At 67.3% G+C, this 24,672-nt stretch carries 25 protein-coding genes; 12 read left to right on the top strand and 13 right to left on the bottom strand.

The genetic code is table 11. The features are described from left to right. Positions 1–33: 33 nt before the first annotated feature. Positions 34–597 carry a Uma2 family endonuclease gene (locus P3L18_RS24530; RefSeq protein WP_079929260.1) on the top strand — a complete coding sequence of 188 codons (564 nt, stop codon included), beginning with the start codon at positions 34–36 and terminating at the stop codon, positions 595–597. A gap of 114 nt (positions 598–711) precedes the next feature. On the opposite strand, the gene P3L18_RS24525 is transcribed toward P3L18_RS24530, so the two are convergent. Genes P3L18_RS24525 through sdhC form a run of 4 tightly spaced genes read right to left on the bottom strand, consistent with a single transcriptional unit; the run spans position 712 to position 4,186 of the window. Beyond that, positions 712–1,500: a succinate dehydrogenase iron-sulfur subunit gene (locus tag P3L18_RS24525; protein WP_006367508.1), complete on the bottom strand. Its 789-nt coding sequence runs from the start codon at positions 1,498–1,500 to the stop codon at positions 712–714. Further along, entirely contained in the window at positions 1,500–3,254 is a 1,755-nt protein-coding gene (gene sdhA / locus P3L18_RS24520) for a succinate dehydrogenase flavoprotein subunit (protein WP_006367507.1), read from the bottom strand. The genes P3L18_RS24525 and sdhA overlap by 1 nt, the downstream gene beginning before the upstream one ends. A 59-nt stretch (positions 3,255–3,313) precedes the next feature. Next, entirely contained in the window at positions 3,314–3,766 is a 453-nt protein-coding gene (locus P3L18_RS24515) for a succinate dehydrogenase hydrophobic membrane anchor subunit (RefSeq protein ID WP_006367506.1), read from the bottom strand. A gap of 12 nt (positions 3,767–3,778) precedes the next feature. After that, positions 3,779–4,186: a succinate dehydrogenase, cytochrome b556 subunit gene (gene sdhC, locus P3L18_RS24510; protein ID WP_014359531.1), complete on the bottom strand. Its 408-nt coding sequence runs from the start codon at positions 4,184–4,186 to the stop codon at positions 3,779–3,781. 226 nt (positions 4,187–4,412) lie between these two features. On the opposite strand from sdhC, the gene P3L18_RS24505 reads away from it, so the two are divergent. From P3L18_RS24505 to P3L18_RS24495, 3 genes are read left to right on the top strand one after another with little or no spacing between them, the layout of a single operon-like run. Continuing rightward, positions 4,413–4,874 (top strand): cytidine deaminase, encoded by a 462-nt coding sequence (locus P3L18_RS24505; protein ID WP_240524199.1) that lies wholly within the window; start codon positions 4,413–4,415, stop codon positions 4,872–4,874. Beyond that, the gene (locus P3L18_RS24500) at positions 4,871–6,217 is read left to right on the top strand and encodes a thymidine phosphorylase (RefSeq protein WP_276115532.1); all 1,347 of its coding nucleotides are present in this window, start codon (positions 4,871–4,873) and stop codon (positions 6,215–6,217) included. The genes P3L18_RS24505 and P3L18_RS24500 overlap by 4 nt, the downstream gene beginning before the upstream one ends. Next, positions 6,214–7,344 carry an adenosine deaminase gene (locus P3L18_RS24495; protein ID WP_079929264.1) on the top strand — a complete coding sequence of 377 codons (1,131 nt, stop codon included), beginning with the start codon at positions 6,214–6,216 and terminating at the stop codon, positions 7,342–7,344. Before P3L18_RS24500 ends, P3L18_RS24495 begins: the two co-directional genes overlap by 4 nt. Positions 7,345–7,426: 82 nt before the next feature. Here P3L18_RS24495 and P3L18_RS24490 read toward each other — a convergent pair whose 3' ends face one another. The 3 genes from P3L18_RS24490 to P3L18_RS24480 all read right to left on the bottom strand — a co-directional run bounded on the left by P3L18_RS24490 (position 7,427) and on the right by P3L18_RS24480 (position 10,073). Next, complete coding sequence (locus P3L18_RS24490) at positions 7,427–8,719, bottom strand: hypothetical protein (protein ID WP_014359535.1); 1,293 nt, start codon at positions 8,717–8,719, stop codon at positions 7,427–7,429. A gap of 77 nt (positions 8,720–8,796) precedes the next feature. Continuing rightward, entirely contained in the window at positions 8,797–9,747 is a 951-nt protein-coding gene (locus P3L18_RS24485) for a C40 family peptidase (protein WP_276115531.1), read from the bottom strand. Further along, positions 9,747–10,073, bottom strand: coding sequence for a type VII secretion target (locus P3L18_RS24480; RefSeq protein ID WP_276115530.1), 327 nt, complete (start codon positions 10,071–10,073; stop codon positions 9,747–9,749). Before P3L18_RS24480 ends, P3L18_RS24485 begins: the two co-directional genes overlap by 1 nt. Positions 10,074–10,279: 206 nt before the next feature. Here P3L18_RS24480 and upp point away from each other — a divergent pair, with 206 nt between their 5' ends. Continuing rightward, positions 10,280–10,903: a uracil phosphoribosyltransferase gene (gene upp / locus P3L18_RS24475; RefSeq protein ID WP_014359538.1), complete on the top strand. Its 624-nt coding sequence runs from the start codon at positions 10,280–10,282 to the stop codon at positions 10,901–10,903. A gap of 18 nt (positions 10,904–10,921) precedes the next feature. On the opposite strand, the gene P3L18_RS24470 is transcribed toward upp, so the two are convergent. The 3 genes from P3L18_RS24470 to P3L18_RS24460 all read right to left on the bottom strand — a co-directional run bounded on the left by P3L18_RS24470 (position 10,922) and on the right by P3L18_RS24460 (position 13,374). Continuing rightward, positions 10,922–11,701, bottom strand: coding sequence for an ATP-binding cassette domain-containing protein (locus P3L18_RS24470; RefSeq protein ID WP_276115529.1), 780 nt, complete (start codon positions 11,699–11,701; stop codon positions 10,922–10,924). A gap of 46 nt (positions 11,702–11,747) precedes the next feature. After that, on the bottom strand, positions 11,748–12,437 hold the full coding sequence (locus P3L18_RS24465) for a hypothetical protein (protein WP_006367496.1): 690 nt from the start codon (positions 12,435–12,437) through the stop codon (positions 11,748–11,750). Between the two features lie 133 nt (positions 12,438–12,570). Continuing rightward, complete coding sequence (locus P3L18_RS24460; RefSeq protein WP_079929267.1) at positions 12,571–13,374, bottom strand: purine-nucleoside phosphorylase; 804 nt, start codon at positions 13,372–13,374, stop codon at positions 12,571–12,573. A gap of 78 nt (positions 13,375–13,452) precedes the next feature. On the opposite strand from P3L18_RS24460, the gene P3L18_RS24455 reads away from it, so the two are divergent. Next, a complete protein-coding gene (locus tag P3L18_RS24455; protein WP_276115528.1) occupies positions 13,453–14,160 on the top strand; it encodes an enoyl-CoA hydratase/isomerase family protein in 708 nt (235 codons plus the stop codon). Between the two features lie 45 nt (positions 14,161–14,205). After that, positions 14,206–15,405, top strand: a complete 1,200-nt coding sequence (locus tag P3L18_RS24450) for an amidohydrolase (protein WP_079929268.1) — start codon at positions 14,206–14,208, stop codon at positions 15,403–15,405. A 58-nt stretch (positions 15,406–15,463) separates the two neighbouring features. Here P3L18_RS24450 and P3L18_RS24445 read toward each other — a convergent pair whose 3' ends face one another. After that, a complete protein-coding gene (locus P3L18_RS24445) occupies positions 15,464–15,946 on the bottom strand; it encodes a gamma-glutamylcyclotransferase (protein WP_006367492.1) in 483 nt (160 codons plus the stop codon). Positions 15,947–16,190: 244 nt separating this feature from the next. Between P3L18_RS24445 and P3L18_RS24440 the strand changes: the two genes are divergently transcribed. The 3 genes from P3L18_RS24440 (at position 16,191) to P3L18_RS24430 (ending at position 19,575) form a co-directional block, all read left to right on the top strand. Continuing rightward, a complete protein-coding gene (locus tag P3L18_RS24440; RefSeq protein WP_014359543.1) occupies positions 16,191–17,594 on the top strand; it encodes an NAD(P)H-quinone dehydrogenase in 1,404 nt (467 codons plus the stop codon). A 147-nt stretch (positions 17,595–17,741) separates the two neighbouring features. Continuing rightward, positions 17,742–19,118, top strand: a complete 1,377-nt coding sequence (locus P3L18_RS24435; RefSeq protein ID WP_020171713.1) for a hypothetical protein — start codon at positions 17,742–17,744, stop codon at positions 19,116–19,118. 4 nt (positions 19,119–19,122) lie between these two features. Then, entirely contained in the window at positions 19,123–19,575 is a 453-nt protein-coding gene (locus P3L18_RS24430; RefSeq protein WP_079929270.1) for a hypothetical protein, read from the top strand. A 19-nt stretch (positions 19,576–19,594) separates the two neighbouring features. On the opposite strand, the gene glpK is transcribed toward P3L18_RS24430, so the two are convergent. Beyond that, positions 19,595–21,103, bottom strand: a complete 1,509-nt coding sequence (gene glpK / locus P3L18_RS24425; RefSeq protein ID WP_276115526.1) for a glycerol kinase GlpK — start codon at positions 21,101–21,103, stop codon at positions 19,595–19,597. Between the two features lie 54 nt (positions 21,104–21,157). Here glpK and glpD point away from each other — a divergent pair, with 54 nt between their 5' ends. Then, positions 21,158–22,903 carry a glycerol-3-phosphate dehydrogenase gene (glpD, locus tag P3L18_RS24420; RefSeq protein WP_006367486.1) on the top strand — a complete coding sequence of 582 codons (1,746 nt, stop codon included), beginning with the start codon at positions 21,158–21,160 and terminating at the stop codon, positions 22,901–22,903. An 85-nt stretch (positions 22,904–22,988) separates the two neighbouring features. After that, entirely contained in the window at positions 22,989–23,414 is a 426-nt protein-coding gene (locus P3L18_RS24415) for a pyridoxamine 5'-phosphate oxidase family protein (RefSeq protein WP_006367485.1), read from the top strand. A 470-nt stretch (positions 23,415–23,884) separates the two neighbouring features. On the opposite strand, the gene P3L18_RS24410 is transcribed toward P3L18_RS24415, so the two are convergent. Further along, the coding region (locus P3L18_RS24410) for an HNH endonuclease signature motif containing protein (protein ID WP_276115524.1) at positions 23,885–24,672 on the bottom strand (788 nt) is incomplete at its 5' end.

The following is a 24,672-nucleotide window of genomic DNA, read 5'->3' as shown; positions in this document are numbered from 1 at the left end:
TGCTTGTCGCCGTGAACCGGGAGGCGACTTACCATGACAACCGTGACCACCGAGATCCTGGGCCTGCCGCACGGCAGCGGTCTGACGTACGCGGACCTGGAGTCCATGCCCGATGACGGCTGGCGCTACGAGCTTCTCGACGGGGTCCTGATCGTGAGTCCGGCCCCTACGCCTCGGCACCAGCGAGTCGTGGCGAGGCTGCACCTGCTGCTACATGCCGCGTGTCCGCCGGACCTCGAGGTGTTGTTCGCCCCGCTGGATGTGGTGCTCGCCGAGGACACCTGCCTGCAGACGGATCTCCTCGTGGCGCCCCGGTCGGCGTTCGCCGAGACCAACCTCCCACAGGCGCCGACGCTCGCGATCGAGGTCGCGTCGCCGTCGACGCGAGGAGTGGACATGCTGCTGAAGAAGGACAGGCTCCGGCGGGGCGGGTGCGCGCACTATTGGGTCGTCGATCCCGCTGTACCGACCTCGATCACCACCTGGTCGCTGGTCGACGCGGCCTACGTCGATTCCGGCACGGCCGTCGGCGAGGAATGTCTCGCGGTGACCGCGCCGTTCGCCGTCGACATCGTGCCGGCCGACCTCGTCGACTGAATCGGCACCCCGGCCTCGTCCGACAATTCAGGCCCGCACCGGAAGGGTGCGGGCCTGAATCGGGGCTGCAGAGGTGGCTTGTGTCCCGCTGCGAAACGGTCAGCTGCGAAAAGGTCAGCGCGAGAACATGAGTGCGCGCTTGACCTCCTGGATCGCCTGGGTGACCTGGATGCCACGCGGGCAGGCGTCGGTGCAGTTGAAGGTGGTGCGGCAGCGCCACACGCCGTCGATGTCGTTGAGGATGTCGAGACGCTCGACGGCGCCCTCGTCACGACTGTCGAAGATGAAGCGGTGTGCGTTGACGATCGCTGCCGGGCCGTAATAGCTGCCCTCGTTCCAGAACACCGGGCAGCTGGTGGTGCAGCACGCGCACAGGATGCACTTGGTGGTGTCGTCGAAACGGGCGCGGTCGGCCGCGGACTGGATGCGCTCACGGGTCGGCTCGTTGCCGCTGGTGATCAGGAACGGTTTGATCGCCCGGTAGGCGTCGAAGAACGGCTCCATGTTGACCACGAGATCCTTCTCCACCGGAAGCCCCTTGATGGGCTCGATGGTGATGGTGATCTCCTTGTTCTTGTCCTTCGGGAGCAAGTCCTTCATCAGCAGCTTGCAGGCGAGCCGGTTCACGCCGTTGATGCGCATGGCGTCCGAGCCGCACACCCCGTGGGCACAACTGCGCCGGAAGGTGAGCGTGCCGTCGAGGTAGCCCTTCACATAGAGCAACAGGTTCAGGAGGCGGTCGGTCGGCAGGGCCGGGACGCGGAAGCTCTCGAAACCCTGTGCGTCGGGGTTCTCCGGGTTGAACCGGTAGATCTTCAGCGTCACCATCGTCGCCTCGTCCGGAACCGCGGGCAATGGCGGATCGTCGGACGAGGGAGCCGGATTCTCCATGGTCACTGTCATCAGTACTTACGCTCCATCGGCTCGTAGCGGGTCTGGATGACGGGCTTCCAATCCAGCTCGATGTCGCTGAGCAGATCGTCGCCCTTCTTGTAGGCCATCGTGTGCCGCATGTAGTTGACGTCGTCGCGGTTGGGATAGTCCTCGCGGGCGTGGCCGCCACGCGACTCCTTGCGGTTCAGCGCGCCGACCACGGTGACCTCGGCCATCTCCAGCAGGAAGCCGAGTTCGATGGCCTCGAGCAGATCGGAGTTGAACCGCTTGCCCTTGTCGTGCACACGGATGTGGGCGTAGCGCTCCTTGAGCGCATGGATGTCGGTGAGCGCCTGCTTGAGGGTCTCCTCGGTGCGGAACACCGACGCATTGGCGTCCATCGAGGCCTGCAACTCGGTCCGGATGTCGGCGACCCGCTCGTGTCCGTGCTCGGACAGGATCGTCTCGAGCCACGCGTCGACCATCGCGGTCGGGTTCTCCGGCAGCTCGGTGAGCTCGGCGGAGTTGGCGTACTCCGCGGCGGCGATCCCGGCCCGACGACCAAAGACGTTGATGTCGAGCAGCGAGTTGGTGCCCAGGCGGTTGGCGCCGTGCACCGACACGCACGCGCACTCACCGGCGGCGTAGAGGCCATGGACCACATCGGTCGCGTTGCGCAGGACCTGACCTTCGATGGTGGTGGGGATGCCGCCCATCACGTAGTGGCAGGTCGGGAACACCGGCACCCATTCGGTCACCGGGTCGACGCCGAGGTAGGTGCGGGCGAACTCGGTGATGTCGGGGAGCTTCTCGTTGAGGACGTCCTCGCCGAGGTGCGTCACGTCGATGTAGACGTAGTCCTTGTTCGGGCCGGCGCCCCGGCCTTCGAGGACCTCGAGGACCATCGACCGCGCGACGATGTCGCGAGGTGCAAGGTCCTTGATGGTGGGGGCGTAGCGCTCCATGAAGCGTTCGCCGTCCACGTTGCGCAGGATGCCGCCCTCGCCGCGGACCGCCTCGGAGATGAGGATGCCCAGCCCGGCCAGGCCGGTCGGATGGAACTGGTGGAACTCCATGTCCTCCAACGGAAGTCCCTTGCGGAACACGATGCCCATGCCGTCACCGGTGAGGGTGTGGGCGTTGGAGGTTGTCTTGTACATACGACCCGAACCGCCGGTCGCGAAGATGATCGACTTGGCGTGGAAGACGTGGATCTCGCCGGTGGCGAGCTCGTAGGCGACGATCCCGGTGGCGACGGGCTCGCCGGCCTCGTTCTCGCTGAGGCAGAGATCGAGCGCGTAGTACTCGTTGAAGAACTCGACGTCGTGCTTGACGCAGTTCTGATACAGCGTCTGCAGGATCATGTGGCCGGTGCGGTCGGCGGCGTAACACGCACGCCGGACCGGTGCCTTGCCGTGATCGCGGGTGTGGCCACCGAAACGTCGCTGATCGATACGGCCCTCGGGGGTGCGGTTGAACGGCAGACCCATCTTCTCCAGGTCGAGCACCGCGTCGATGGCCTCCTTGGCCATGATCTCGGCGGCGTCCTGATCGACGATGTAGTCACCACCCTTGACGGTGTCGAAGGTGTGCCACTCCCAGTTGTCCTCCTCGACGTTGGCCAGCGCGGCACACATGCCGCCCTGCGCCGCGCCGGTGTGGCTGCGGGTGGGATAGAGCTTTGTGAGCACAGCGGTGCGGGCGCGGGGGGCGGCCTCGATCGCCGCGCGCATCCCGGCGCCGCCGGCACCGACGATCAGGACGTCGTAGCGGTGTTCCTGCATGTGTTTCGAATCTCCTGGAGTCGACGAGGGCGGGGCGTCAGAGACGAGAGTCCGTGGCGTCAGTTGACGCTGTTGACGTCAAAGGTCAGAAGCGCGTAGGTACCGAGCACCAGCACGAGGATCATCGAGATCCCGAGCAGCACGTTGAGCCAGAACCGGGTGGAGTCCTTGCGCGAGTAGTCGGCGATGACGGTGCGCACACCGTTGCCGCCGTGCAACTGGGCCAGCCACAGCATCGTCAGGTCCCAGATCTGCCAGAAGGGTTCCTTCCACCGCGCCGCCACGAAGGAGGCGTCGATGCGGTGCACACCGTTGTCCCAGGCCAACATGATGAACATGTGCCCGATGGTCAGGATGATCAGCGCCAGGCCGGAGAAGCGCATGAACAGCCACGCGTACTTCTCGAAGTTGCCGCCCTTGCGGGCACGCGGCGCGCGCGGATTGTCGAGGCTGGCCGGCCGGTCGTAGTCGGTGCCGAGCGTCTTGGCCAGGTGTGGGGAGGATGCGGTCATCGGTGATCTCTCCTAGAACGAGTGCTCGATGAGAATCTGCAGGAGCCGCACCGCCGCGGCGGCGAAGACGATCACGAACAGCGTGAGGATCGTCCACAGCATCTGCCGCTGGTACTTGGCGCCCTTCGACCAGAAGTCGACAAGGATGATGCGCACGCCGTTGAGGGCGTGGTACAGCACACAGGCGACGAGACCGATCTCCATGAGGCCGATGATCGGCGTCTTGTAGGTCTCGATGATCTCGGAATACTTGTTCGGATCGATCCGGATGACCGCGGTGTCCAGAACGTGGACGAACAGGAAGAAGAAGATGGTGACACCGGTGATCCGGTGGAGCACCCACGACCACATCCCGGGGTCGCCTCGATAAAGAGATCGCTTGCGCACCGGGTCGGGTGCGGTGTCGGTCGGGGTGCTCATTGCGAAATCGGCCTCCAACATCGTCGATGGACTCTGGTGGCAGCCTGCATCTTCAGGCTCCACCACGGACCCATGCAACAGACTCTAAACCTATGCTGAGGGTGGTCGAAAACTGCCCGAACAGATTTGGGCGACAAGAGATTCCGACTTAGGTTTGCCTTACCATTGCTTCGACGATGTGCCGGTGAGTGTGATCCGGCCCCGCACTGTTCACCGGGAGTTTGCCCTGTCTGCTGAAATCGATTGGAAGATGTTGCGCCACAAGGCGAATGAGATGATCGCCCGCGCCTATGCGCCCTACTCCCGCTTCCCGGTCGGTGCTGCCGGGCTCACCGTCGAGGGCGATATGGTGGCCGGTGGCAATGTGGAAAATGTCTCATACGGACTCGGTGTCTGCGCCGAGGTCTCGTTGGTGTCGGCACTGATCGGATCGGGCCGATCACGACTGCGTGCGGTGAGCGTCTGCGACTCGCGTGGGGTGGTGCTGATGCCGTGCGGACGGTGCCGACAGGTGCTCTGGGAGTTCGGCGGGGCGGATCTGCTCGTCGACCATGCCGACGGGCCCCTGCGGCTCGCCGAATTGTTGCCGTACGCATTCGGGCCCGACGATCTCGGCGCCGGAACCCTCGACAGCGCCGGAACCCTCGACAGCGACGGAACCCTCGACAGCGACGGAGGGCGGCGATGAACCCCGAGATCATCGATGCGATCTCGGTGATCGCCACCAAACGCGACGGCGGTTCGCTGAGCGACGGCCAGATCCGGTGGGTGGTCGACGGCTACACGCGGGGATCGGTCGCGCCGGAGCAGATGTCGGCGTTGCTGATGGCGATCGTGCTGCGCGGCATGGACCGTCGTGAGATCGCCACCTGGACGCAGGCGATGATCGACAGCGGGCGGCGCGCGGACTTCGGCGATCTGCGCCGCGACGGTCGGCCGCTTCGCACCGTCGACAAGCATTCCACCGGCGGGGTGGGGGACAAGATCACCCTGCCGCTCGCGCCCCTGGTGGCCTCGTATGGTGTTGCGGTGCCCCAACTGTCGGGCCGAGGCCTCGGGCACACCGGTGGCACGCTGGACAAGCTGGAGTCCATCTCGGGATGGCGTGCGGACCTGTCGATGGACGAGATACTCAGCCAGCTCGAGGCGGTGGGTGCGGTGGTCTGCGCGGCGAGTCCCGACCTTGCACCCGCCGATCGTCTGCTCTATGCGTTGCGGGACATCACCGGCACCGTCGCATCGATCCCGTTGATCGCCAGCTCGATCATGAGCAAGAAGATCGCCGAGGGCACCGGCGCGCTGGTGCTCGACGTCAAGGTCGGCTCGGGGGCGTTCCTCCCCGAACTCGACTCCGCCCGCGAACTCGCGACCACCATGGTCGAGCTCGGACATCGCGCCGGGGTGGCGACCTCGGCGCTGCTGACCGACATGGACACCCCGCTCGGACGCTGCGCGGGCAACGCCGTCGAGGTCGCCGAATCGCTCGAGGTGCTCGCCGGCGGCGGGCCCGCCGACGTCGTCGAGCTGACGGTGGCCCTGGCGCGGGAGATGCTCGCCGCAGCCGGGATCTCCGACGTCGACCCTGCCGACCATCTGCGCAACGGCCGCGCCATGGACTCCTGGCGCGCGATGATCGCCGCGCAGGGCGGCGACCCGGATGCACCGCTGCCGCGGGCCCGGCACACCGATGTCGTCGTCGCCGAGACGTCGGGTCGTGTGCGACGGCTGGATGCGCGAGCGGTCGGCGACGCCGCCTGGCGACTGGGTGCCGGGCGGTCGGTGCCCGGTGAGGCCGTGCAGTCCGAGGCCGGGGTGCAGTGGCACACGCGTCCCGGAGAGTTCGTCGAGGCGGGTGCGGCGCTGTTCACGCTGCACACCGCAACACCGGAACGGTTCGGTCCCGCGCGGGCGGCGTTGGTCGGGGCGGTCGACATTGCCGCCGAGCCGAACTCCGGCGGCCCCGGTGCCGAACTCGATCCCGCTGATGTCGCCCGGCCGCTGGTGATCGAACACGTTAGGTTCGGATCATGACGTCGATGCCGCCGCGTTCCCCGCTCGATCCCGCTGCCCTGACCCTCGCGCCCAAGGTGCTGTTGCACGATCACCTCGACGGCGGCCTGCGGCCGTCGACCGTGTTGGAGTTGGCCCGTGAGACCGGTTACGACGAGCTACCGGCGGAGACGGCCGACGACCTCGCGGTGTGGTTCCGTGACGCGGCAGACAGTGGTTCGTTGGAGCGCTATCTGGAGACCTTCGCCCACACCGTGGGCGTCATGCAGACAGTCGGTGCGCTCGAGCGGGTCGCGGCCGAATGTGTGGAGGACCTCGCCGCCGACGGCGTCGTCTACGCCGAGGTCCGCTACGCTCCCGAACAGCACCTCGAGCGTGGGCTGGAGCTCGACGAGGTCGTCGAGGCGGTGTTGCGCGGGTTCGCCCAGGGCGAGCGGACCGCCGCGGGGTCCGGTCGCCCGATCGCCGTGCGGTGCCTGGTCACCGCGATGCGCCACGCTGCGCGCTCCCGTGAGATCGCCGAACTGGCTGTGCGGTATCGCGATCGCGGGGTGGTGGGGTTCGACATCGCCGGTGCCGAGGCCGGTCACCCGCCGAGTCGCCATCTCGACGCCTTCGAGTACATGCGGGCAAACTGCGCACCGTTCACCATCCATGCGGGCGAGGCGTTCGGGCTGCCGTCGATCCACGAGGCGATCGGTTTCTGTGGTACCGACCGGCTCGGACACGGGGTGCGGGTGATCGACGACATCACCCTGCCGCCCGGCGCGCGACCCGATGATGATTCGTTTCCCGGTGCCGAACTAGGTTTGATCGCGAATATCGTGCGCGACAAGCGGATTCCGCTCGAGCTGTGCCCGAGTTCGAACGTGCAGACCGGTGCGGTGGCGTCGCTGGCGCAGCATCCGTTCAACGTTCTGGCCCGGCTGCGTTTCCGCGTCACCGTCAACACCGACAACCGGCTCATGAGCGACACCACCATGAGCAAGGAGTTCGCGAAACTCTCCGACCAATTCGGTTACGGCTGGGCCGATTTCGAGCGATTCACGGTCAATGCGATGAAATCGGCGTTCATCCACTTCGACGAGCGGCTGGCGTTCATCGACGACGTCATCAAGCCCGGCTACGCGGTGCTGCTGCAGGGCTGAGGCCCGCGGCAGCCCTTCCGGGTGATGTTGTGCCCGCAATCCGGGCACAAGATCACCCGGAACCGGCGCCGACGGGGATCGGTCACCGCTTCTTGACGAGCCGATCCTCGAACTCGTGCTCGAGGGCCCGCCACGCCTCGGCCTCGTTGTCGAACGGGGGGCTCGGCGCCATCCGCTTGGGGTCGGGGTTGGTGGCGTAGTCGACGAACCAGCCCAGTGGGGTCGTCGAGCCCAGCGCTTCGGCCACCGAGTCGTCACCGGCGTAATCGGCTGCGTCGGTGAACAATTCGACCGCCAACTCCAGTTGATTGCGATCGATGCGCCGGGGACCGTCGGTGATGTCTTCGACGAGGCCGGGCAGCACGTAGACGTTGTCGTCGATGACGTCGAACTCCAGGGAGCCGTCGGTCGCGGCGACGCGGACCTCGTCGAACGTCGACACACCCGAGAGGTCATGAGAGTTGTCCTCGGCGAGGAACTTCGACAGCGCGCGCGGGGAGGCGAAAACGAAGATCTTGCCGTCGTCACCGAGGAACACCGGATCGTCACCGAGGTAGCACCGCAACGAGAGGAACTCACCGGTGCCGGTCACGATACGAATCGGGTCGATGCCCACCGACGCCCAGAAATCGTCGTCGTCGATTTCGTCGTCGGTGTCCTCTTCTTCCTCGTCGTCGGTGCCGTCGGCGAGATCGGTCTCGGAATCGTCCGACTCGGTGTCGGCGTCGCCGACGAGGTCGAGATCCTCGTCGGGCTCGTCCTCGTCCTCGGCGGAGGCGGCCGCCTCGAGTTCGGCCTCGGCGGTGGTCACCGCTGCCTTGTCGACCTCGGGTGTGCTGATCACCTCGTCGATCGCGTCGAGCACGTTGTCCCAGTGCTTGGCGATGAGCCGGCCGATGCGCACCCACAGGTCGGTGCCGTCGCGGCCCTCGAAGTTGCGGGTGCCGGTGGTCACCGCACCGAGGATCGGGTTGCCGTTGAAGAACTTGGTGATGACGGTCAGCTCGCAGACCTCGCCGAGGATGCGCACGATCTCCAGTGCGTCCTCGAGTTCGGCGATCACCTCCGGTGTCGGGTCCTCGGCGGCCAGTTCGGGGACGCCCACCAGGTCATAGGAATGGCGGTCGTCGGGGACCAGCTCGTCGGCCTGCAGACCCTTGACGGTCTCCCAGGCAGGGTGCTCGACGAGATCGTTGTCGTCGTCGGTGCGGATGAAGGCGACCAGCTCGGCAACGCTGCCGAAGACGTAGAGGTCCTCGTCGAGTCCGAGGAATGCCTCCCACTCGTCGTCGCCCTCCCGCCAGCGGGGTGCCCACAGCGTGAAGCTGTTTCCGTCGGTCAGTCCGAGCTCGATGGGGACAATGTCTCCGGCCATGACGTCACAGCGTAGCGATCGCGCCTGTGAGCGCCATACCGGCCCCACGACGGGCAGGTGAACTTCTGCATCGACACTCATCGCGGACGGTAGAACCCCTGAAATCCCTGGCCGGCATTCGTCGTCCGCAGCGGTGAGACCTGTACGGGATCCCCGGCCTCCACGAGCTGATTGTTACCCACGTACATCGCGACGTGTCCGTCCCAGACCGCGAGGTCACCGGGCATCAGATCGGCTTGGGCCACCGCGAATCCGGCGGTGTCCTGCTCCTGGGCCAGGCGCGGCAGTTCCAGGCCGGCCTGCCGATAGGCCCACTGGGTCAGGCCGCTGCAGTCGAAACCACTGGGATCGGTGCCGCCCCACACGTAGGGCACGCCCTGCTGGCTCAATGCCGCACGCACCGCTGCGGCGGCGCGCTCGTTCGGGGCGTAGGCGATCGACCCGTCGGGCAGGGTGATCGCGACCCCGCCGTCGGGGACCCCACCCTCGGCGGGTCGTCCACCGGGGCCGCCGGTACGGGCGGGCGCGTCGTGGCGAGCGAGTTCGGCCAGCGCGGCGGTGTCGGCGGCGAGTTCCGCCCGGGTCCGTTCGACGACCGCCACGCCACGGCCGACGTGATCGATCGCCAGCGGTAGCAGTACCGCGAGTCCGGTGGGGGTGAACAGATCGGCACCGAGGGCGCGGGCAGCCCGATCGAACGAGTCCATCAGCGACTCGAGCTGACGGGCGGCGCCGTGCACCCGCTGGGCTGCGGACTGCGTCAACGTCACGATCTGCGCGTCGTCACCGCTGATCGCGGTGGTGCGTCCGGCGGTCACCGCCGACGCCGCCTGGGCGGCCTCGGCGCCGCGCCCCTGCCATTCGGTGCCGAGTCTGACTGCGGCGGCGATTGCGTCGTCGCGGGTCGATGCCAGATCCGGAGCGAGGGCAGCGATGGCACTGACCGGATCGTCACCCGGCAGCACACCGGTTCCCAACGCCGTCACCAGGATTCGTAGCGGAGCGATCAACAGGTCGGCCGATGTCATCAGGCGTCCACCTCCGCGACGGGCCCACCGGCGATCAACAAGGTCGCGGCCGACATGTCGTCGATGCCGGTGTACGCGGCCGCCGCAGCGGCACTTTCGCCGGACAGGGCCAGGTGCCGGCCGGCGACGGCGTTCAGTCGGGCGCGCCTGCTGTCGAGGACCCGACCCAGCGTGGTGAGGAAGTCCGCGCCGATCAGCCCGAAGGTCAGCGCGAGGGGTGTGAGGTCGGTGGCGACCGCGTGGGCGCCGATCCGGGCCGCGGTACCCGCCTCGCCGGCGGCATGGGCGGACAGCGCCGCGGGGGATACGGAGAGTTGTTCGATCATGCAGATTTGGACGCAACGGCCGGCGCTCTGGTTCCATCGAATCGCCGACCCGTGCGGCGAGGCCCGATGAGTCCGGTCACGAGGCCGCAGCAACCGCCGCCCACTATGGTTTCCCCATGCCGGTTCACCCCCAGCCCGAACACCCTGTGCCCGAACAATCCGAACCCGAACGACCCGGGTCCGAGAGCGCCCAGGCCGGGCGAACGTTGCCCGTGCAGGTCGTCGATCATCCATTGGCCGCAGCGCGACTGACGACGATGCGCGACAAGGGCACCGACAACGCGGCCTTCCGAGCCGCGCTGTCGGACCTGACGCAGATGCTCGTGTACGAGGCGTTGGCGGATGCGCCGAGCGAGCAGGTGACCATCCAGACACCCATCACCACGTGCCCCGGCTCGCGACTTGCCAAGCCGCCGTTGCTCGTTCCGGTGCTGCGGGCAGGCTTGGGCATGGTCGAGCAGGCGCATGCGATGGTGCCCGAGGCGCTCGTCGGATTCGTCGGCGTGGCCCGCGACGAGGCGACCGCCAAACCGGTGCCCTACCTCGAATCGCTGCCCGACGATCTCGCCGGTCAGCCGGTGTTCGTGCTCGACCCGATGTTGGCGACCGGCGGGTCGATGTTGCACACCATCGAACTCCTGGTTGCACGCAACGCCACCGACATCACCGTGCTGTGTGTGGTGGCCGCACCCGAAGGTGTTGCGGCGCTGGAGAAGTCGGGCCATCCGGTGCGCCTGGTGGTGGGGGCCGTCGACGACGGTCTCAACGAGGCGTCCTACATCGTGCCGGGCCTGGGCGACGCCGGCGACCGCCAGTTCGGTCCGCGCTGACCGCGCCCAGCGCAGGACTCAGGTGGCCACCGCCGACCACCGGCCCTGGTGGCGGCGCACCGTGACCGGGTGATCGAAGCAGGTGCTGATCGTCGCCGACGTCAGGGTCGCCTCCACGGTGCCCGCGGCAACCACCTTCCCCTCCCGCAGCAGCATCGCGTGCGTGGTGCTCGCAGGAAGATCCTCGAGGTGATGGGTGACCAGCACGCTGGCGAGATCGGCGACGTCGCCGCGCAGCCGATCGATCGCCGACAGCAGTTTCTCGCGGGCTGCGAGATCGAGGCCGGTGGCCGGCTCGTCGAGCAGCAGCAACGCCGGACGCGGCATCAGCGCCCGCGCGATCAGCGTGCGACCACGTTCGCCCTGACTCATGACCGGCCACAACGAATCCCGGCGCTCGCTCATCCCCAGCATCTCCAACAATTCGTCGGCGCGGGCATGTTCGTCGTCGGTGTAGTCGTGGCGCCGGTCCAGTTCGGGGGTGTTGGTCAGCCCGGTCAGGACCACATCGTGCGCCGAGATCGGCACGTCGATGCGCCAGCGCGGATCGACATGCCCGATTTGGGTGCGCAATTCGCGCATGTCGACGCGACCCAGGCGTTTACCGAGCACGTCGACGACCCCGGTGGTCGGGTGCGAGCGGGCCCCGAGGATCGCCATCAACGTCGACTTGCCCGCGCCATTGGGGCCGAGTAGCGCCCAGTGCTCACCGGGCTGCACGACGAGGTCGACATCGTGCAGCAGGGCCCGGGAACTCCGGATGACATCGATGTGGGAGGCGTCGAGAACGGCGGACATTCGTTCAGTTGTAGACCTCGACCGACGAACCCGGTACGCGGGGGCGTCAGTTCGACGACCAGTACTCCAGCATCGGCTCGGTGGCCAGCGTCGCGCCGTTCTCGGAGATGACCAGCGCCGACGGCGAAACGGTGTAGGTGACCGCGCCGTTGCGCGCCACGTAGGTGGCGCCCACCATCTGCGGATACCCGATCTCGATGGGATTGCCGTCGGCGAGACCCTTGTAATACCAACGCCCGGTCTGGTTGCCGACCTGACAGATCACCACCTGTGATCGGCTGGTGCGGCCGATGACGATCGCCGGATCGTCGGCGGCGTTGCATCGCGGGCCGGACAGGAAGCCCTGCCAGTCGGCGCCCGAGACGGTGGGGTTGGGTCGCACCTGCGGCTGTGTCGTCGTGGTCGGTACGCCCGTCGGACCCGAGGCGCCCCCGGGACCGGTGACCGTACTGGTGACGGTCTGCGTCGAGGCGCTCGCAACCGACGTCGACGCCGAATCGGCCGCCGAATCAGAGGAGTCCGAACCCCGGGTCAGCCAGTACGCGCCGACCCCAGCACCGATCACCACGAGCACACCCACCACGATGGCAGCGATCACCAGCGGCGACGACCACGGTGACCGCGGCGGCGGATAGCCCGGCCCGTATCCCTGCGGAGGCGGCGTCGGGTACCCACCGCCCGACGGGTAACCCTCGCCAGGCGGATAACCACCTGGATCTCCCGGCGGATAGCTCATGGGAACCTCCCTGGGATGCGCGGTGACGATTGGTGCGAACGGTACCGCAGTGACAACCCCGACATTGTGACCGCGCGGATGTCGGGGCTTTGTCGAATAACAGTGCTTGTCGAAGGTCCGCGATTGTTGGCGGTCAGAGCCTGCCGACGACTGTCGCCAGCAACTCACCCATGTGCGCGGCCGACGCGCGACCCACCTCGAGGACCTCTGCATGATCGAGCGGCTCGCCGGTGATGCCGGCCGCCAGGTTCGTCACCAGTGACACCCCGAGCACCTCGAGTCCGGCGGCGCGTGCGGCGATCGTCTCGTGCACAGTGGACATTCCGACGAGGTCGGCGCCGAGGGTGCGCAGCATGCGGATCTCCGCCGGCGTCTCGTAGTGCGGGCCGGGCAGCCCTGCATAGACGCCGTCGGCGAGCGTGGGGTCGACCTCGCGTGCCACCTCGCGCAACCTCGGCGAGTAGGCGTCGACGAGGTCGACGAACTGAGCGCCGACAAGTGGCGAGCGGGCAGTGAGGTTCAGATGATCGGCGATCAGGACCGGTTGGCCGACCGACATGCCGTCGCGGAGCCCGCCCGCTGCGTTGGTGAGCACGATGGTGTGCACACCGGCCGCCGCCGCGGTGCGCACCGGATGAACCACACGCGCGAGGTCATGGCCCTCATAGGCGTGGATGCGTCCGAGCATCAGTAGGACCCGGCGGTCACCGATGTGCACCGACCGGATCGTCCCGCCGTGCCCGGCGGCCTTTGGTGCGGTGAAACCGGGCACCGCCGACATCGGCAGCGTCGCGATCGGTGTGCCGAAGGCATCGGCGGCCGGCGCCCACCCGGATCCCAGGACCAGTGCGACATCGTGTGCGGCACAATCGGTTTCGGTGGCGATGGTGGCGGCCGCCGCGATCGCGGCGGCGTCGGGGTCAAGAGTGGGATCCATATGTCTCACCCTATGACCTCCGATCCGCGCCTGCCCGGCGCCCGGAGAGCGCGTGTGCGCAGGCGATAAGGTCTGCTCATGCCTTTCCTGAGCGCGGAGCCCACCGCCGCCGACGTCGCCGAACTGTTCCTCGGTGCCCCGGGGGTCGAACTCGACGAGACGAATCCGGAGAACCGGTTTGCCCCCGCGTGGATCGAGAAGACGAGCGGGTTGCTCGACGACGCCGTCGCCGGTGGCGCCAAGGCCCTGGTCATCACTGCGACCGGAAAGTTCTTCACCAACGGACTGGATACCGACCACATCGCCGCGCACGCCGCGGAGTTGCCCGCCTATCTGGATTCGGTTCACGCGCTCTACACCAAGGTGCTGACGTTGCCGGTGCCCACCGTGGCCGCGATCAACGGACACGCCTTCGGTGCGGGCGCGATGCTCGCCCTGTGCGCCGACCACCTGATCATGCGCACCGAACGCGGCTACTGGTCGCTCCCGGAAGCGGCGCTCAACATGCCGTTCACCCGGGGGATGGCCGCGCTGCTGCGTACGCGGTTGCCCGAGCGTACGGCCACCGAGGCGATGCTGACGGCCCGCCGCTACGGCGCCGATGACGCCGTCACCGCCGGCATCGTCGACGAGGCCGTGGCCGTCGACGAACTGCTCAACCGGGCCGTCGAGGTCGCGGTGCAGCGGGCCCCGCTGGCCGGGCCCACGCAGACCTTGATCAAGCGTGGGCTGCGACGGCCGCTCTTGGACGACCTCGCGGTGCCGACGCCGCCCGAACTGCTCTGAGCCGACGCAGCGGTGGATTTCCCGGTGGATGGAAGGAGAAATGTGGTGACGCAGGCCGAGATCGGTGATCCGTCCGGCGGTGTGATCGACACCTGGCTGGCCACCCACCGCGATCAACTGGTCGGCTGGCGCCGACACATCCACGCCCATCCCGAATTGTCCCGGCAGGAGGTCGCGACCACCGAACTGGTGATGGCCGAACTGACCGCGCTCGGCCTTGCCCCGCGTCGGCTCCCGTTGGGTACCGGCGTCGTCTGTGATCTGGGCCCGAGCACCGGTCAACGGATAGCCCTGCGCGCCGACATGGACGCGTTGCCGATCACCGAGCACACCGGGCTGGCGTTCAGTTCCACGGTCGACGGGGTGTCGCACTCGTGCGGTCACGACGCGCACACCGCAATCCTGCTGGGGACCGCGGCTGCGCTGGCCTCGGCGCCCGAGCTGCCCGTCGGGGTCCGGCTGGTGTTCCAGCCGGCCGAAGAGGTGATGCCCGGCGGTGCCCTCGACGCGGTGGCCGCCGGAGTCACCGAAGGGGTGAGCCGGATCTACGCGCTGCACTGCGATCCGCGCCTGCCGGTCGGTTCGGTCGGACTGCGCGAGGGCGCACTCACCTCCGCCGCCGACCACATCGAACTCCAACTGCGCTCACCCGGCGGGCACACCTCACGCCCGCATCTGACCGGCGATCTCGTCTACGCGATGGGCGCCGTCATCACCGGGCTGCCGGGCATCCTGTCGCGGCGGATCGATCCGCGATCGGGCACCGTGATGGCATGGGGGGCAGCGCATGCCGGCAACGCCCCCAACGCGATCCCGCAAGAAGGGATGCTGCGCGGAACCGTACGCACCGGAGAGCACGGCACCTGGGCCGACATGGAGCCGTTGGTGCGTAGCGTCATCGGCGAAATCCTTGCGCCGCTACGGGTTTCGTATGACCTGTCGTACTTTCGTGGCGTACCGCCGGTGATCAACGACCCGCTCGCGGTGGAGGTGCTGGCCGCATCGGTGGCCACCCTCGGTCCCACCGCCGTCGCCGACACCCCGCAATCACCGGGCGGCGAGGACTTCTCGTGGTACCTCGAGCAGGTGCCCGGAGCGATGGGTCGGCTCGGCGTGTGGAATGGTCTCGGACCGCAACTCGATCTGCACCAGCCCACCTTCGACATCGACGAACGGGCCCTCGACGTCGGCGTGCGCACACTTGCCGGCGTGGTGTTCGTCGGATCGCCGGGCGCGCCGACCTGAGATCGCCGGTGTCGGGCTCGGGGGTCTCAGCCTTCGGGACGCTCAGCCTTCGGGACTCTCAACCTTCGGGGGCGCCCGGACCGGGGCCGACGTTGCGGGCTTCGCGCAGGCGTAGATCCTGCACGTAGTCGGCCGGCGCGCCGGCCACCTCGGCGGCGTCGGCCATCACACCGAGATAGCGGGCCGAGGGCAGGCCGCCCTCGTAGGCGTCGAGGACGTACATCCACGCCAGGACCCCGCCGTCGGCGGTCTTCACCCGTGCCCGGATCTTGCGGTGGATGCCGAGTTCGGAGCCTTCCCACCGGTCGAGGTTGTCCTCGTCCTCGGTCGGGACGTCGTAGAGGACGACGAAGACCTTCGCGTCGGGATCGTCGCGGTCCTCGGTGACGGTGGCCAGTGATCCTTCCCACCCGATGTCGCCGCCACCGAAGGTCAGTCGCCAGCCGTGCAGCCATCCGGTTCCCGACATCGGCGAGTGTGGGGCGCGCAGCGCCATCTGCTCGGGATCCATGTTCGAACCGTACGCTGCGTAGATCGGCATAGTCGCCTCTGACCTGCACTTTCCCGCCGGGATGGAGCCCGACCTCATCGATTTGCCGCCACCGGTGCACCTGCGGCCACGACGATCGTATTACGCCGGACGCCGCCGCACGATGCACGCGGTGATCGCCGACCGCGGTACGACGCGGAAATCGGTAACGGTGCGCACGAGGAATGATCGTCGATGGCCTAGGTTGGTCAGCGGAGGCGACAAGTGTCTTTTGGCCCGAACAGGAGTGATGGACGTGACCAGGATCGTGATCATCGGCGGAGGCCCCGCAGGCTATGAGGCGGCTCTGGCCGCGGCCGCGTACGGCGCCGACACCACCGTGATCGACTCCGACGGCATCGGCGGTGCCTGCGTGCTGTGGGACTGCGTGCCGTCCAAGACGTTCATCGCGTCCACCGGCATTCGCACCGAGGTCCGACGCGCCGTCGACCTCGGTATCAATTTGCGCACCGATGACACGTTGGTGACGCTGCCGTCGATCCATCAGCGAGTCCGTGATCTGGCATTCGCCCAGTCCGCCGACATCCGATCGCGACTCATCAGCGAGGGCGTCACGCTGGTCTCCGGCACCGCGGCCCTGGAGGGGCCGCAGGTCGGGGTGTCGACACACGCCGTCACCGCCACCCTCGCCGACGGCTCCACCCAGCGATTCGAGGGTGACGTCGTCCTGATCGCGACGGGTGCCTCGCCGCGTGTGCTGCCCGACGCGCAGCCCGACGGCGAACGCATCCTCACCTGGCGGCAGCTCTACGATCTCGAGGCGTTGCCCGAACACCTGGTCGTGATCGGATCCGGTGTGACGGGTGCCGAATTCGTGCACGCCTACACCGAACTCGGGGTGAAGGTGACGCTGATCTCCAGCCGTGACCGCGTGTTGCCGCACGAGGACGAGGACGCCGCACTCGTGCTGGAGGAGGCGCTCGCCGAACGTGGCGTCGAATTGGTCAAGCACGCGCGCGCCGACAAGGTCGTGCGGACCGGCGACTCGGTGACCGCGTACCTCGCCGACGGCCGCAGCGTCACCGGATCGCATGTGCTGATGACCGTCGGATCGGTTCCCAACACCGACGACCTCGGCCTCGACCGCGCCGGTGTCGAGACCCATCGCGGCGGCTACATCACCGTCGACCGCGTCTCGCGGACGTCTGTGACCGGTATCTACGCGGCCGGTGACTGCACCGGACTGTTCCCGCTCGCGTCGGTCGCGGCCATGCAGGGCCGGATCGCGATGTACCACGCCCTCGGCGAGGGCGTGAGCCCGATCAAACTCAAGACCGTCGCCTCGGCGATCTTCACCCGGCCCGAGATCGCCACCGTCGGCGTATCGCAGAACGCCATCGACTCCGGTGAGTATCCGGCACGCACGGTGATGCTGCCGCTGGCCACCAACCCGCGCGCCAAGATGAGCGGCCTGCGCCGTGGCTTCGTGAAGATCTTCTGCCGGCCCGCCACCGGTGTGGTGATCGGCGGTGTGGTGGTCGCCCCCAACGCCTCGGAACTCATCCTGCCGATAGCACTGGCGGTCCAGAACAAACTGACCGTTTCCGATCTGGCACAGACGTTTTCGGTGTACCCGTCACTCTCGGGGTCGGTGACCGAGGCGGCCCGGCAGCTCGTGCGACACGACGATCTGGACTGACCTGTTCCCACGGGTCCTGTCTCTGTGCGCCATCGGCTCTCATCCATGCACAGGTGTCCGATTCGTCCTGCTCGGTTGCTCGGGGGCCGGTAGGGTCGCTCACGATGCCGACGAGGTGATGGGGGAGACAGTGCTGGGGGAGACAGGGTGACCGGTGACGGCGATCGCAATGCCCGGCGCAGTGGTGAGCGCCCGGCGGACTGCGGCAGCACCGACTGGGGGTCGATGTCGATCACCGAGATCCTCACCATCATCGCCTCGATGAAGCAGGGTGCCGCTCAGGGCGACGCCGACGCGGTGCTCGTCGCCATCGAGAAAGTGGAAGGGATCGCCCACGCCCTGTTGAACGGCTTCACCGACGACGGGGTGCTGATGGGTCAGGCCGCACGGGGTGCGGTCGACGCCGCGCTCCGTCTCGGGGGCGAGATGTCGGCCAGTGTTGCCGACGCGCGCGGTAGCGCGGCGGCAATGACCGAGGCGGCGGGCATCCTCGGCGCGACACATGGTCAGAAGCCGCTGCTCGAGGCATACCGGATCCGGTTGCAGGATCATCCCGAGGATGCCGCTGCGGTCCGTTCACAGGTGCGCAGCATCATGCGGGGCACCTACGGCGGACCGATTGTCGGTGCGGCGGCCGCATTGCCCGGTCCCGCAGGACCAATCGGCACCGATTCGTACTCAGGTGTGCGCGGTGGTTCCAGCTCTGCGGATGGCACGTCGACATCCGGATCGGGACCGTCGGGCACCCAGCAGTCGGCATCACTCACCGACATCGACGACACCGGACCATCAGGCCCCGGAGGCGGACCCGATGGCGGTGGCGGCCCGACGGGTGGTGACACCCCGACCACTGCCGTTCCCACAGCCGGCCCGGCGTCGACGGCGGGCGGCGGCGGTGGGTCGGGACCATCGGGATACCGCGGTGGCGGCAACGATCCGTCGACGTTGACCCGCGGGGGCCTCGGTAGCCCGGTCACACCGGGAGCGGCGGTACCGGTCTCGGGGCGCGGCACCGCGAGCGCAGCGGGTGGTCCCGAGGGCGCCACTGCGGGCGGAACCGGACTTCCCGAGGGCGTGATCTCCCTTCCGCCAACCGCTTTCGCTCCACCATCGACCTTGGCGGGTACTCCCGCGGCCGGCGCGGCCGGGGCCGGAACACCGGGATCTCCCGGCGGTGCGATGCGGCCGACGACCGGGCCCGGGGCCGGCCCGGGTGCCGGCGGCGCCCGTTCGCGCGATACCCGTCATCGACCGGCCCACTATCTCAGCGACGGCGAGAACGGGCGTGAGATCGTCGGTGATCTGCCGCTGGTCGGTCCGCCGGTGATCGGCGACTGGTCTCCGCAGGCGCTTCCGCCGACCGTGGACGATTCCGGATTCGGGGCGGTCGCATTACCGATCAGTGACCGCGGCTCGGCGTCGCCGGTGGCCGGTCAGCCCGCCGACGTCGCCGGTGGATCGGAGTCGACTGATGTCGATTCGGTTGTCCCGCAGACTGATTCGTCAACATCACCGGAGCGCTGAGCCGATGGCGGTTCCGGGAGCGGCGCGGCGTGTCGACCGACTCAGTGGCGGGGCAGTGGCCGAACTCGTCGGTCGCGTCGCAGCGGGTGAGGTCGCTGACTGTCTGCGGATGCTGACGGTGACCGTCATCGACGTCGTCGACCTGGGTGGTGAGTCGGTCGTCCATGAGGTGTTGACGCAGTGGCGTGAGCAGGGACGGGTCTCGCCGGCGACGCGCTCACAGCTCGCCGCGGTGATGACACGACACGAGGTCGACGCAGCCTTCGCCCATCGCTCGTCCGACATCGACGCCCAGCGGCTCTCGTTCATCAAAGCGCGTGCTCTGCAGTGTCTTTCGATCGCGATCGACTCGGCGGTCGGACCCACCGAACGACTCGGCGAAGCCTCCTACGAGGCGGCTGCGGCGATGGGTGGGACGGCTGGGGTGGTGGCCGTGCTCGTCGAGTTCGCGGGGTGATCACCCACGTCCGGCACGCTCACGCCAGGCCGTAGCTGTGTTCCACCGCGCGATTCCATTCGCCGTACAGGCGGTCGCGTTCGGGGGCGTCCATCGCCGGATTCCACCGGGTGTGTTCGTTCCAGTTCTCCCGGATCTCGTCCTCGCCGTCCCAGTATCCGACAGCCAGGCCGGCCGCGTAGGCCGCACCGAGGGCGGTGGTCTCGTTGACCACGGGCCGGATGACGGGGACGTCGAGGATGTCGGCCTGGAACTGCATCAACAGATTGTTGACCACCATTCCGCCGTCGACCTTGAGTGTCGACAACCGCACCCCGGAATCGGCCTGCATCGCCTCGATGACCTCTCGTGTTTGAAAGGCGCTGGCCTCCAGCGCAGCTCGCGCGATATGACGCTTGTCGGCAAAGCGGGTCAGGCCGGTGATGATACCCCGCGCGTCGGGCCGCCAGCGGGGTGCGAACAGACCGGAGAATGCCGGCACGAAGTAGACACCACCGTTGTCGTCGGCCTGAGCTGCGAGCTTCTCGACGTCCGCGGCCTCGCTGAACAGCCCGAGATTGTCCCGAAGCCACTGCACCAGTGACCCGGTCACCGCGATCGACCCCTCGAGTGCGTAGCGCGGCGCGTCCTCGCCGAGCCGATAGCACACCGTCGTCAGAAGCCCGTGATCGGAGAACACCGCTTCGGTTCCGGTGTTGAGCAACAAGAAGTTTCCCGTGCCGTAGGTGTTCTTCGCCTCGCCCGGCGACAGACATGCCTGCCCAAAGGTTGCCGCCTGCTGGTCGCCGAGAATGCCCGCGAACTGCACGCCCGGCAGGGAACCGTGTTCGCGCAGTGAACCATAGACCTCCGAGGAACTGCGGATGTCGGGCAACGACTCGACGGGGATACCCATGCCCGCGCAGATGGACTCGTCCCAGGTCAGGGATTCGAGGTCCATGAGCATCGTGCGTGAGGCGTTGGTGACGTCGGTTATGTGCTGCCCGCCGGCCGGTCCGCCGGTCATGTTCCACGCGATCCAGGAATCCATTGTGCCGAAGCAGAGTTCGCCGTTGCGTGCACGCTCGGCCACGGCGTCGACGTTGTCGATGAGCCACCGCATCTTCGGTCCGGCGAAATAGGTCGACAACGGCAGGCCGGTGCGGGTGCGGTAGCGGTCGACGCCGGCGTCGCCACCGAGTTCCTCACACAGCGCGCCGGTACGGGTGTCCTGCCAGACGATGGCATTGTGCAAGGGTTCGCCGGTGGAGCGATCCCAGGCGACGGTGGTCTCGCGCTGATTGGTCAGTCCGCAGGCGACGATGTCGTCGACATTGAGGTCGGCCGACGCCAGGGCCGCGGCCACCACGCGTCGCGTGTTGCGCCAGATCTCCGCGGGATCGTGCTCGACCCACCCGGCTCGAGGGAAGATCTGGCGGTGTTCGAGTTGCTCGACGGACACGACTCGGCCGCGGCGGTCGAAGACCATTGCGCGTGTGGAGGTCGTGCCCTGGTCGATGGATGCGACATATCCCGAGGTGCTGGCCACGCCGCCAGTGTCGCACGCGGTGCCCCACGCCGAGATCAATTACGCTGACGGACTATGAACTCCGAGTTCAATCCCGATCGACCTGCCGATATGGGCCCGCTGTACCGCGCCGAGGCGTGGCGGCGGTTGTCCGAGGAGCAATTCGACATCGTCGTGATCGGCGGTGGCGTCGTCGGGGTGGGAGCTGCGCTCGATGCGGCGACCCGAGGACTGCGGGTTGCGCTCGTCGAGGCCCGCGACATCGCCTCGGGTACATCGAGCCGGTCGTCGAAGATGTTTCATGGTGGGTTGCGCTACCTCGAACAACTCGAATTCGGTCTCGTTCGTGAGGCCCTGGCCGAGCGTGAATTGTCGTTGCGACTTCTTGCACCGCACCTGGTGAAGCCGCTTCCGTTCTTGTATCCGCTGACGCGGCGGGTGTGGGAACGGCCGTATGTTGCTGCCGGGATCTTTCTGTATGACCGGATGGGTGGTGCCAAGTCCGTTCCAGGACAACGACATGTGACCCGGTCGGGTGCGCTGCGGGTTGCGCCGGCCCTCAAGCGCGACTCGTTGATCGGTGGCATCCGTTATTACGACACCGTCGTCGACGACGCCCGCCACAGCCTCACGGTGGCACGTACGGCGGCGAACTACGGTGCGGTGATCCGCACGTCGACGCAGGTGGTCGGGTTCCTGCGGGAGGCCGATCGGGTGATGGGAGTGCGTGTTCGCGACAGCGAGACCGGTGATACCGCGGAGGTGCGCGCGCACTGCGTCATCAATGCCGCCGGGGTCTGGACCGATGAAGTGCAGGCACTGTCCCATCAACGCGGCCACTTCCGGGTGCGCGCCTCCAAGGGTGTACACATCGTCGTTCCCCGGGACCGGATCGTCAGTGAAACGGCGATCATCTTGCGTACCGAGAAATCGGTGCTGTTCGTCATCCCGTGGGAGACGCACTGGATCATCGGCACCACCGACACCGACTGGAATCTCGACCTCGCGCATCCGGCCGCTACCCGGGCCGACATCGACTACATCATCGATCGGGTCAACGAGGTGCTGGTGACCAAGCTCACCCACAACGACATCGAGGGTGTCTATGCGGGTCTGCGGCCGCTGCTCGCCGGTGAGGACGAGTCGACGTCGACGTTGTCGCGGGAGCATGCGGTCGCGCGGGTGGCGCCCGGGCTGGTGTCGATCGCGGGGGGCAAGTACACCACCTATCGGGTGATGGCCGCCGACGCGGTGGACGCGTGCGACGACTACATCCCGACACGGGTGGCGCCGTCGATCACCGAGCGCGTCCCGTTGCTCGGTGCCGACGGATACTTTGCGCTGATCAATCAGTGCGAACATCTCGGGAAGCGTTTCGGCCTGCATCCCTACCGAGTTCGGCGGCTGTTGAATCGGTACGGATCGCTGATCGATGACGTGCTCTATTACGCCGACGCCGATCCGTCGTTGTTGCGCCCGTTGGCGGCCGCGCCACAGTATCTGCGAGTAGAGGTCGTCTATGCGGCGATCGACGAGGCGGCACTGCATCTCGAGGACGTCCTTGCCCGCCGTACGCGGATTGCCATCGAGTATTCGCACCGCGGTGTCGGTTGTGCCCAGGAGGTTGCCGAACTCCTGGCGCCGATACTCGACTGGGACGCGGAGCGTATCGCCTTCGAGGTGGAGACCTACAACGCGCGCGTGGCCGCCGAGATCGCCTCGCAGCAGCAGCCCGACGATGCCTCGGCCGATGCGTTGCGCGCTGCGGCGCCCGAGTCCCGCCAAGAGATTCTCGAACCGGTGCCGGTGCCCGACAATTGATTGTGCGACTGCTTTGCCTGGGACCTTTGCCCCTGTGACCGGTGATGTCGCCGAGGGACAATGGGTTATGGGAAAAGGAGAGGTCATGGTGGACAACCCGGTTCAGGAGCTTCCCGTCGACGAGGCCTGGGCATTGCTCGCCTCCAAGGAAGTAGGACGTCTTGCGGTGAGTGTCGGGGGACAGCCCGACATCTTCCCGGTGAACTACTACGCCGGCGAGAAACGCATTCTTTTCCGCACCGGTGAGGGAACCAAACTGTCGGAGCTCGTGGTCAATTCCCACGTGGCATTCGAGTCCGATTTCTACGGCGACGGAGCGACCGGATGGAGCGTCGTCGCCAAGGGCTCGGCACGGATTCTATCCCGCGGTGACGAAATCGCCGCCGCCGACGAGTTGCCGCTGCAGCCGTGGATTCCGACGATCAAGTACAACTACGTCGAAATCACCGTCGACGAGATCTCTGCTCGCCGATTCCAATTCGGCCCCGAACCGGAGCGCTACCCGGTCTGAATCACACCATCGGGCGATGACGACTGGCCGTCGACGGATGTTTCGGTCCTTCCCACCCGATGCCCTTCTCATCCGGTGGTCGAGGTGCCGAGGAGCGCCAGTGACGAGGCCTGTTGTGCCGACAGTTATCCGGATGACGGTGGTCCGGTTCCAGCTCTGCTGCATGCGGTCTCGAGGCTCGCCGCACGCGGCTCGCACCTCGACCAGCGATTGATGAATCTCGGGCCGTTCCCCATCCCGGTGGTCGAAGCCTCCCCGTGCGGGAATGCCCAGCCCTTCCCATCCCGATGGTCGAGGTGCCGAGGAGCGCTAGCGACGAGCCTCGAGACCTGTTGTGCCGACAGGTTTCCGGGCCACGGTGGCACGCGCACCTCGACCATCGGGTGGGATTATCGCTATGGAGTTCTCAAACAACAGATGCGGTCCCGGCCAGGCCGGGTGCAGGGAATCAGGTAGTGGGGCAGGGTAGGTCAGGCTGCGGTGTCGTCGAGTCGCATGGTCCGTCGGTGATACGACGGCACCGGCCGGCGTTTCGGATCCACGCTGGCGGGTGGGATCAACCAGGGGTGCCGGTCGAAGCCCATGATGATGTCCCACCCGTGGTGATGCACATCATCGTGGCAGCTGGTGCACAGCAGGCATCCGTTGTCGAGGTCGGTGGGACCACCATCGGCCCAGTGGTGCAAATGGTGTCCTTGGCAGCGCCCAGCGTGCGCGCCGCATTTGATGCATCCGCGGTCACGCACGAGTAGGGCTTTGCGCTGGCCGGGGGTGAAGAAGCGTTTCGCCTCCCCAACACTGAGCGGTACCCCGTTGGGATCGAGCATGATCTTGGTGATCGTGGTATCACACGACAGCAGTTTCGCGGTGGCTTCGGTGATGGCTCCCATGTTCTGCAAATCCCCACCGAGTGCCGGGTTGTCCGCCGACCAGGTCCACAACAGGCCGTTGGTGGGTTTCGCCGAGAACGTGGTGTCGGCCAGGCCTTGTGCCGCCAACTCCACGATCGTTTCGAATGCGGCCGCGCAGATCTGTTCGGGTGTCCGCGGATCCGGGGACCCATCGGGCTGAGGTTTCGGCGCCGACAAGGTTTCCATCAAAGTACGTGTTTTCTCCCCGGCGATGATGTCGAGGTTCGCCGAGATCTCCAACCGGCCGTCGTCGGTGATGCGGTCGGTGTAGGAGTTGATCGTCTTGTCCTCCGCGGCCGGTAACCCGCCCGGTGTCTCGGCCGCCAACTCGTTCCCCAACTGTCGCG

The organism is Gordonia sp. N1V (genome assembly GCF_029269935.1).
GTDB lineage: Bacteria > Actinomycetota > Actinomycetes > Mycobacteriales > Mycobacteriaceae > Gordonia > Gordonia polyisoprenivorans.
The sequence above is the reverse complement of the archived record's forward strand: the minus strand, read 5'-3'. Positions and strand labels throughout refer to the sequence as shown.

What these genes read in the sequence shown, in the direction of transcription:
- P3L18_RS24530 (WP_079929260.1), top strand. Translation starts at nt 34, where the DNA reads ATGACAACCGTGACCACCGAGATCCTGGGCCTGCCGCACGGCAGCGGT.
- P3L18_RS24525 (WP_006367508.1), bottom strand. Translation starts at nt 1,500, where the DNA reads ATGACAGTGACCATGGAGAATCCGGCTCCCTCGTCCGACGATCCGCCA.
- sdhA (WP_006367507.1), bottom strand. Translation starts at nt 3,254, where the DNA reads ATGCAGGAACACCGCTACGACGTCCTGATCGTCGGTGCCGGCGGCGCC.
- P3L18_RS24515 (WP_006367506.1), bottom strand. Translation starts at nt 3,766, where the DNA reads ATGACCGCATCCTCCCCACACCTGGCCAAGACGCTCGGCACCGACTAC.
- sdhC (WP_014359531.1), bottom strand. Translation starts at nt 4,186, where the DNA reads ATGAGCACCCCGACCGACACCGCACCCGACCCGGTGCGCAAGCGATCT.
- P3L18_RS24500 (WP_276115532.1), top strand. Translation starts at nt 4,871, where the DNA reads ATGAACCCCGAGATCATCGATGCGATCTCGGTGATCGCCACCAAACGC.
- P3L18_RS24495 (WP_079929264.1), top strand. Translation starts at nt 6,214, where the DNA reads ATGACGTCGATGCCGCCGCGTTCCCCGCTCGATCCCGCTGCCCTGACC.
- P3L18_RS24490 (WP_014359535.1), bottom strand. Translation starts at nt 8,719, where the DNA reads ATGGCCGGAGACATTGTCCCCATCGAGCTCGGACTGACCGACGGAAAC.
- P3L18_RS24485 (WP_276115531.1), bottom strand. Translation starts at nt 9,747, where the DNA reads ATGACATCGGCCGACCTGTTGATCGCTCCGCTACGAATCCTGGTGACG.
- P3L18_RS24480 (WP_276115530.1), bottom strand. Translation starts at nt 10,073, where the DNA reads ATGATCGAACAACTCTCCGTATCCCCCGCGGCGCTGTCCGCCCATGCC.
- P3L18_RS24470 (WP_276115529.1), bottom strand. Translation starts at nt 11,701, where the DNA reads ATGTCCGCCGTTCTCGACGCCTCCCACATCGATGTCATCCGGAGTTCC.
- P3L18_RS24465 (WP_006367496.1), bottom strand. Translation starts at nt 12,437, where the DNA reads ATGAGCTATCCGCCGGGAGATCCAGGTGGTTATCCGCCTGGCGAGGGT.
- P3L18_RS24460 (WP_079929267.1), bottom strand. Translation starts at nt 13,374, where the DNA reads ATGGATCCCACTCTTGACCCCGACGCCGCCGCGATCGCGGCGGCCGCC.
- P3L18_RS24455 (WP_276115528.1), top strand. Translation starts at nt 13,453, where the DNA reads ATGCCTTTCCTGAGCGCGGAGCCCACCGCCGCCGACGTCGCCGAACTG.
- P3L18_RS24445 (WP_006367492.1), bottom strand. Translation starts at nt 15,946, where the DNA reads ATGCCGATCTACGCAGCGTACGGTTCGAACATGGATCCCGAGCAGATG.
- P3L18_RS24430 (WP_079929270.1), top strand. Translation starts at nt 19,123, where the DNA reads ATGGCGGTTCCGGGAGCGGCGCGGCGTGTCGACCGACTCAGTGGCGGG.
- glpD (WP_006367486.1), top strand. Translation starts at nt 21,158, where the DNA reads ATGAACTCCGAGTTCAATCCCGATCGACCTGCCGATATGGGCCCGCTG.
- P3L18_RS24415 (WP_006367485.1), top strand. Translation starts at nt 22,989, where the DNA reads ATGGTGGACAACCCGGTTCAGGAGCTTCCCGTCGACGAGGCCTGGGCA.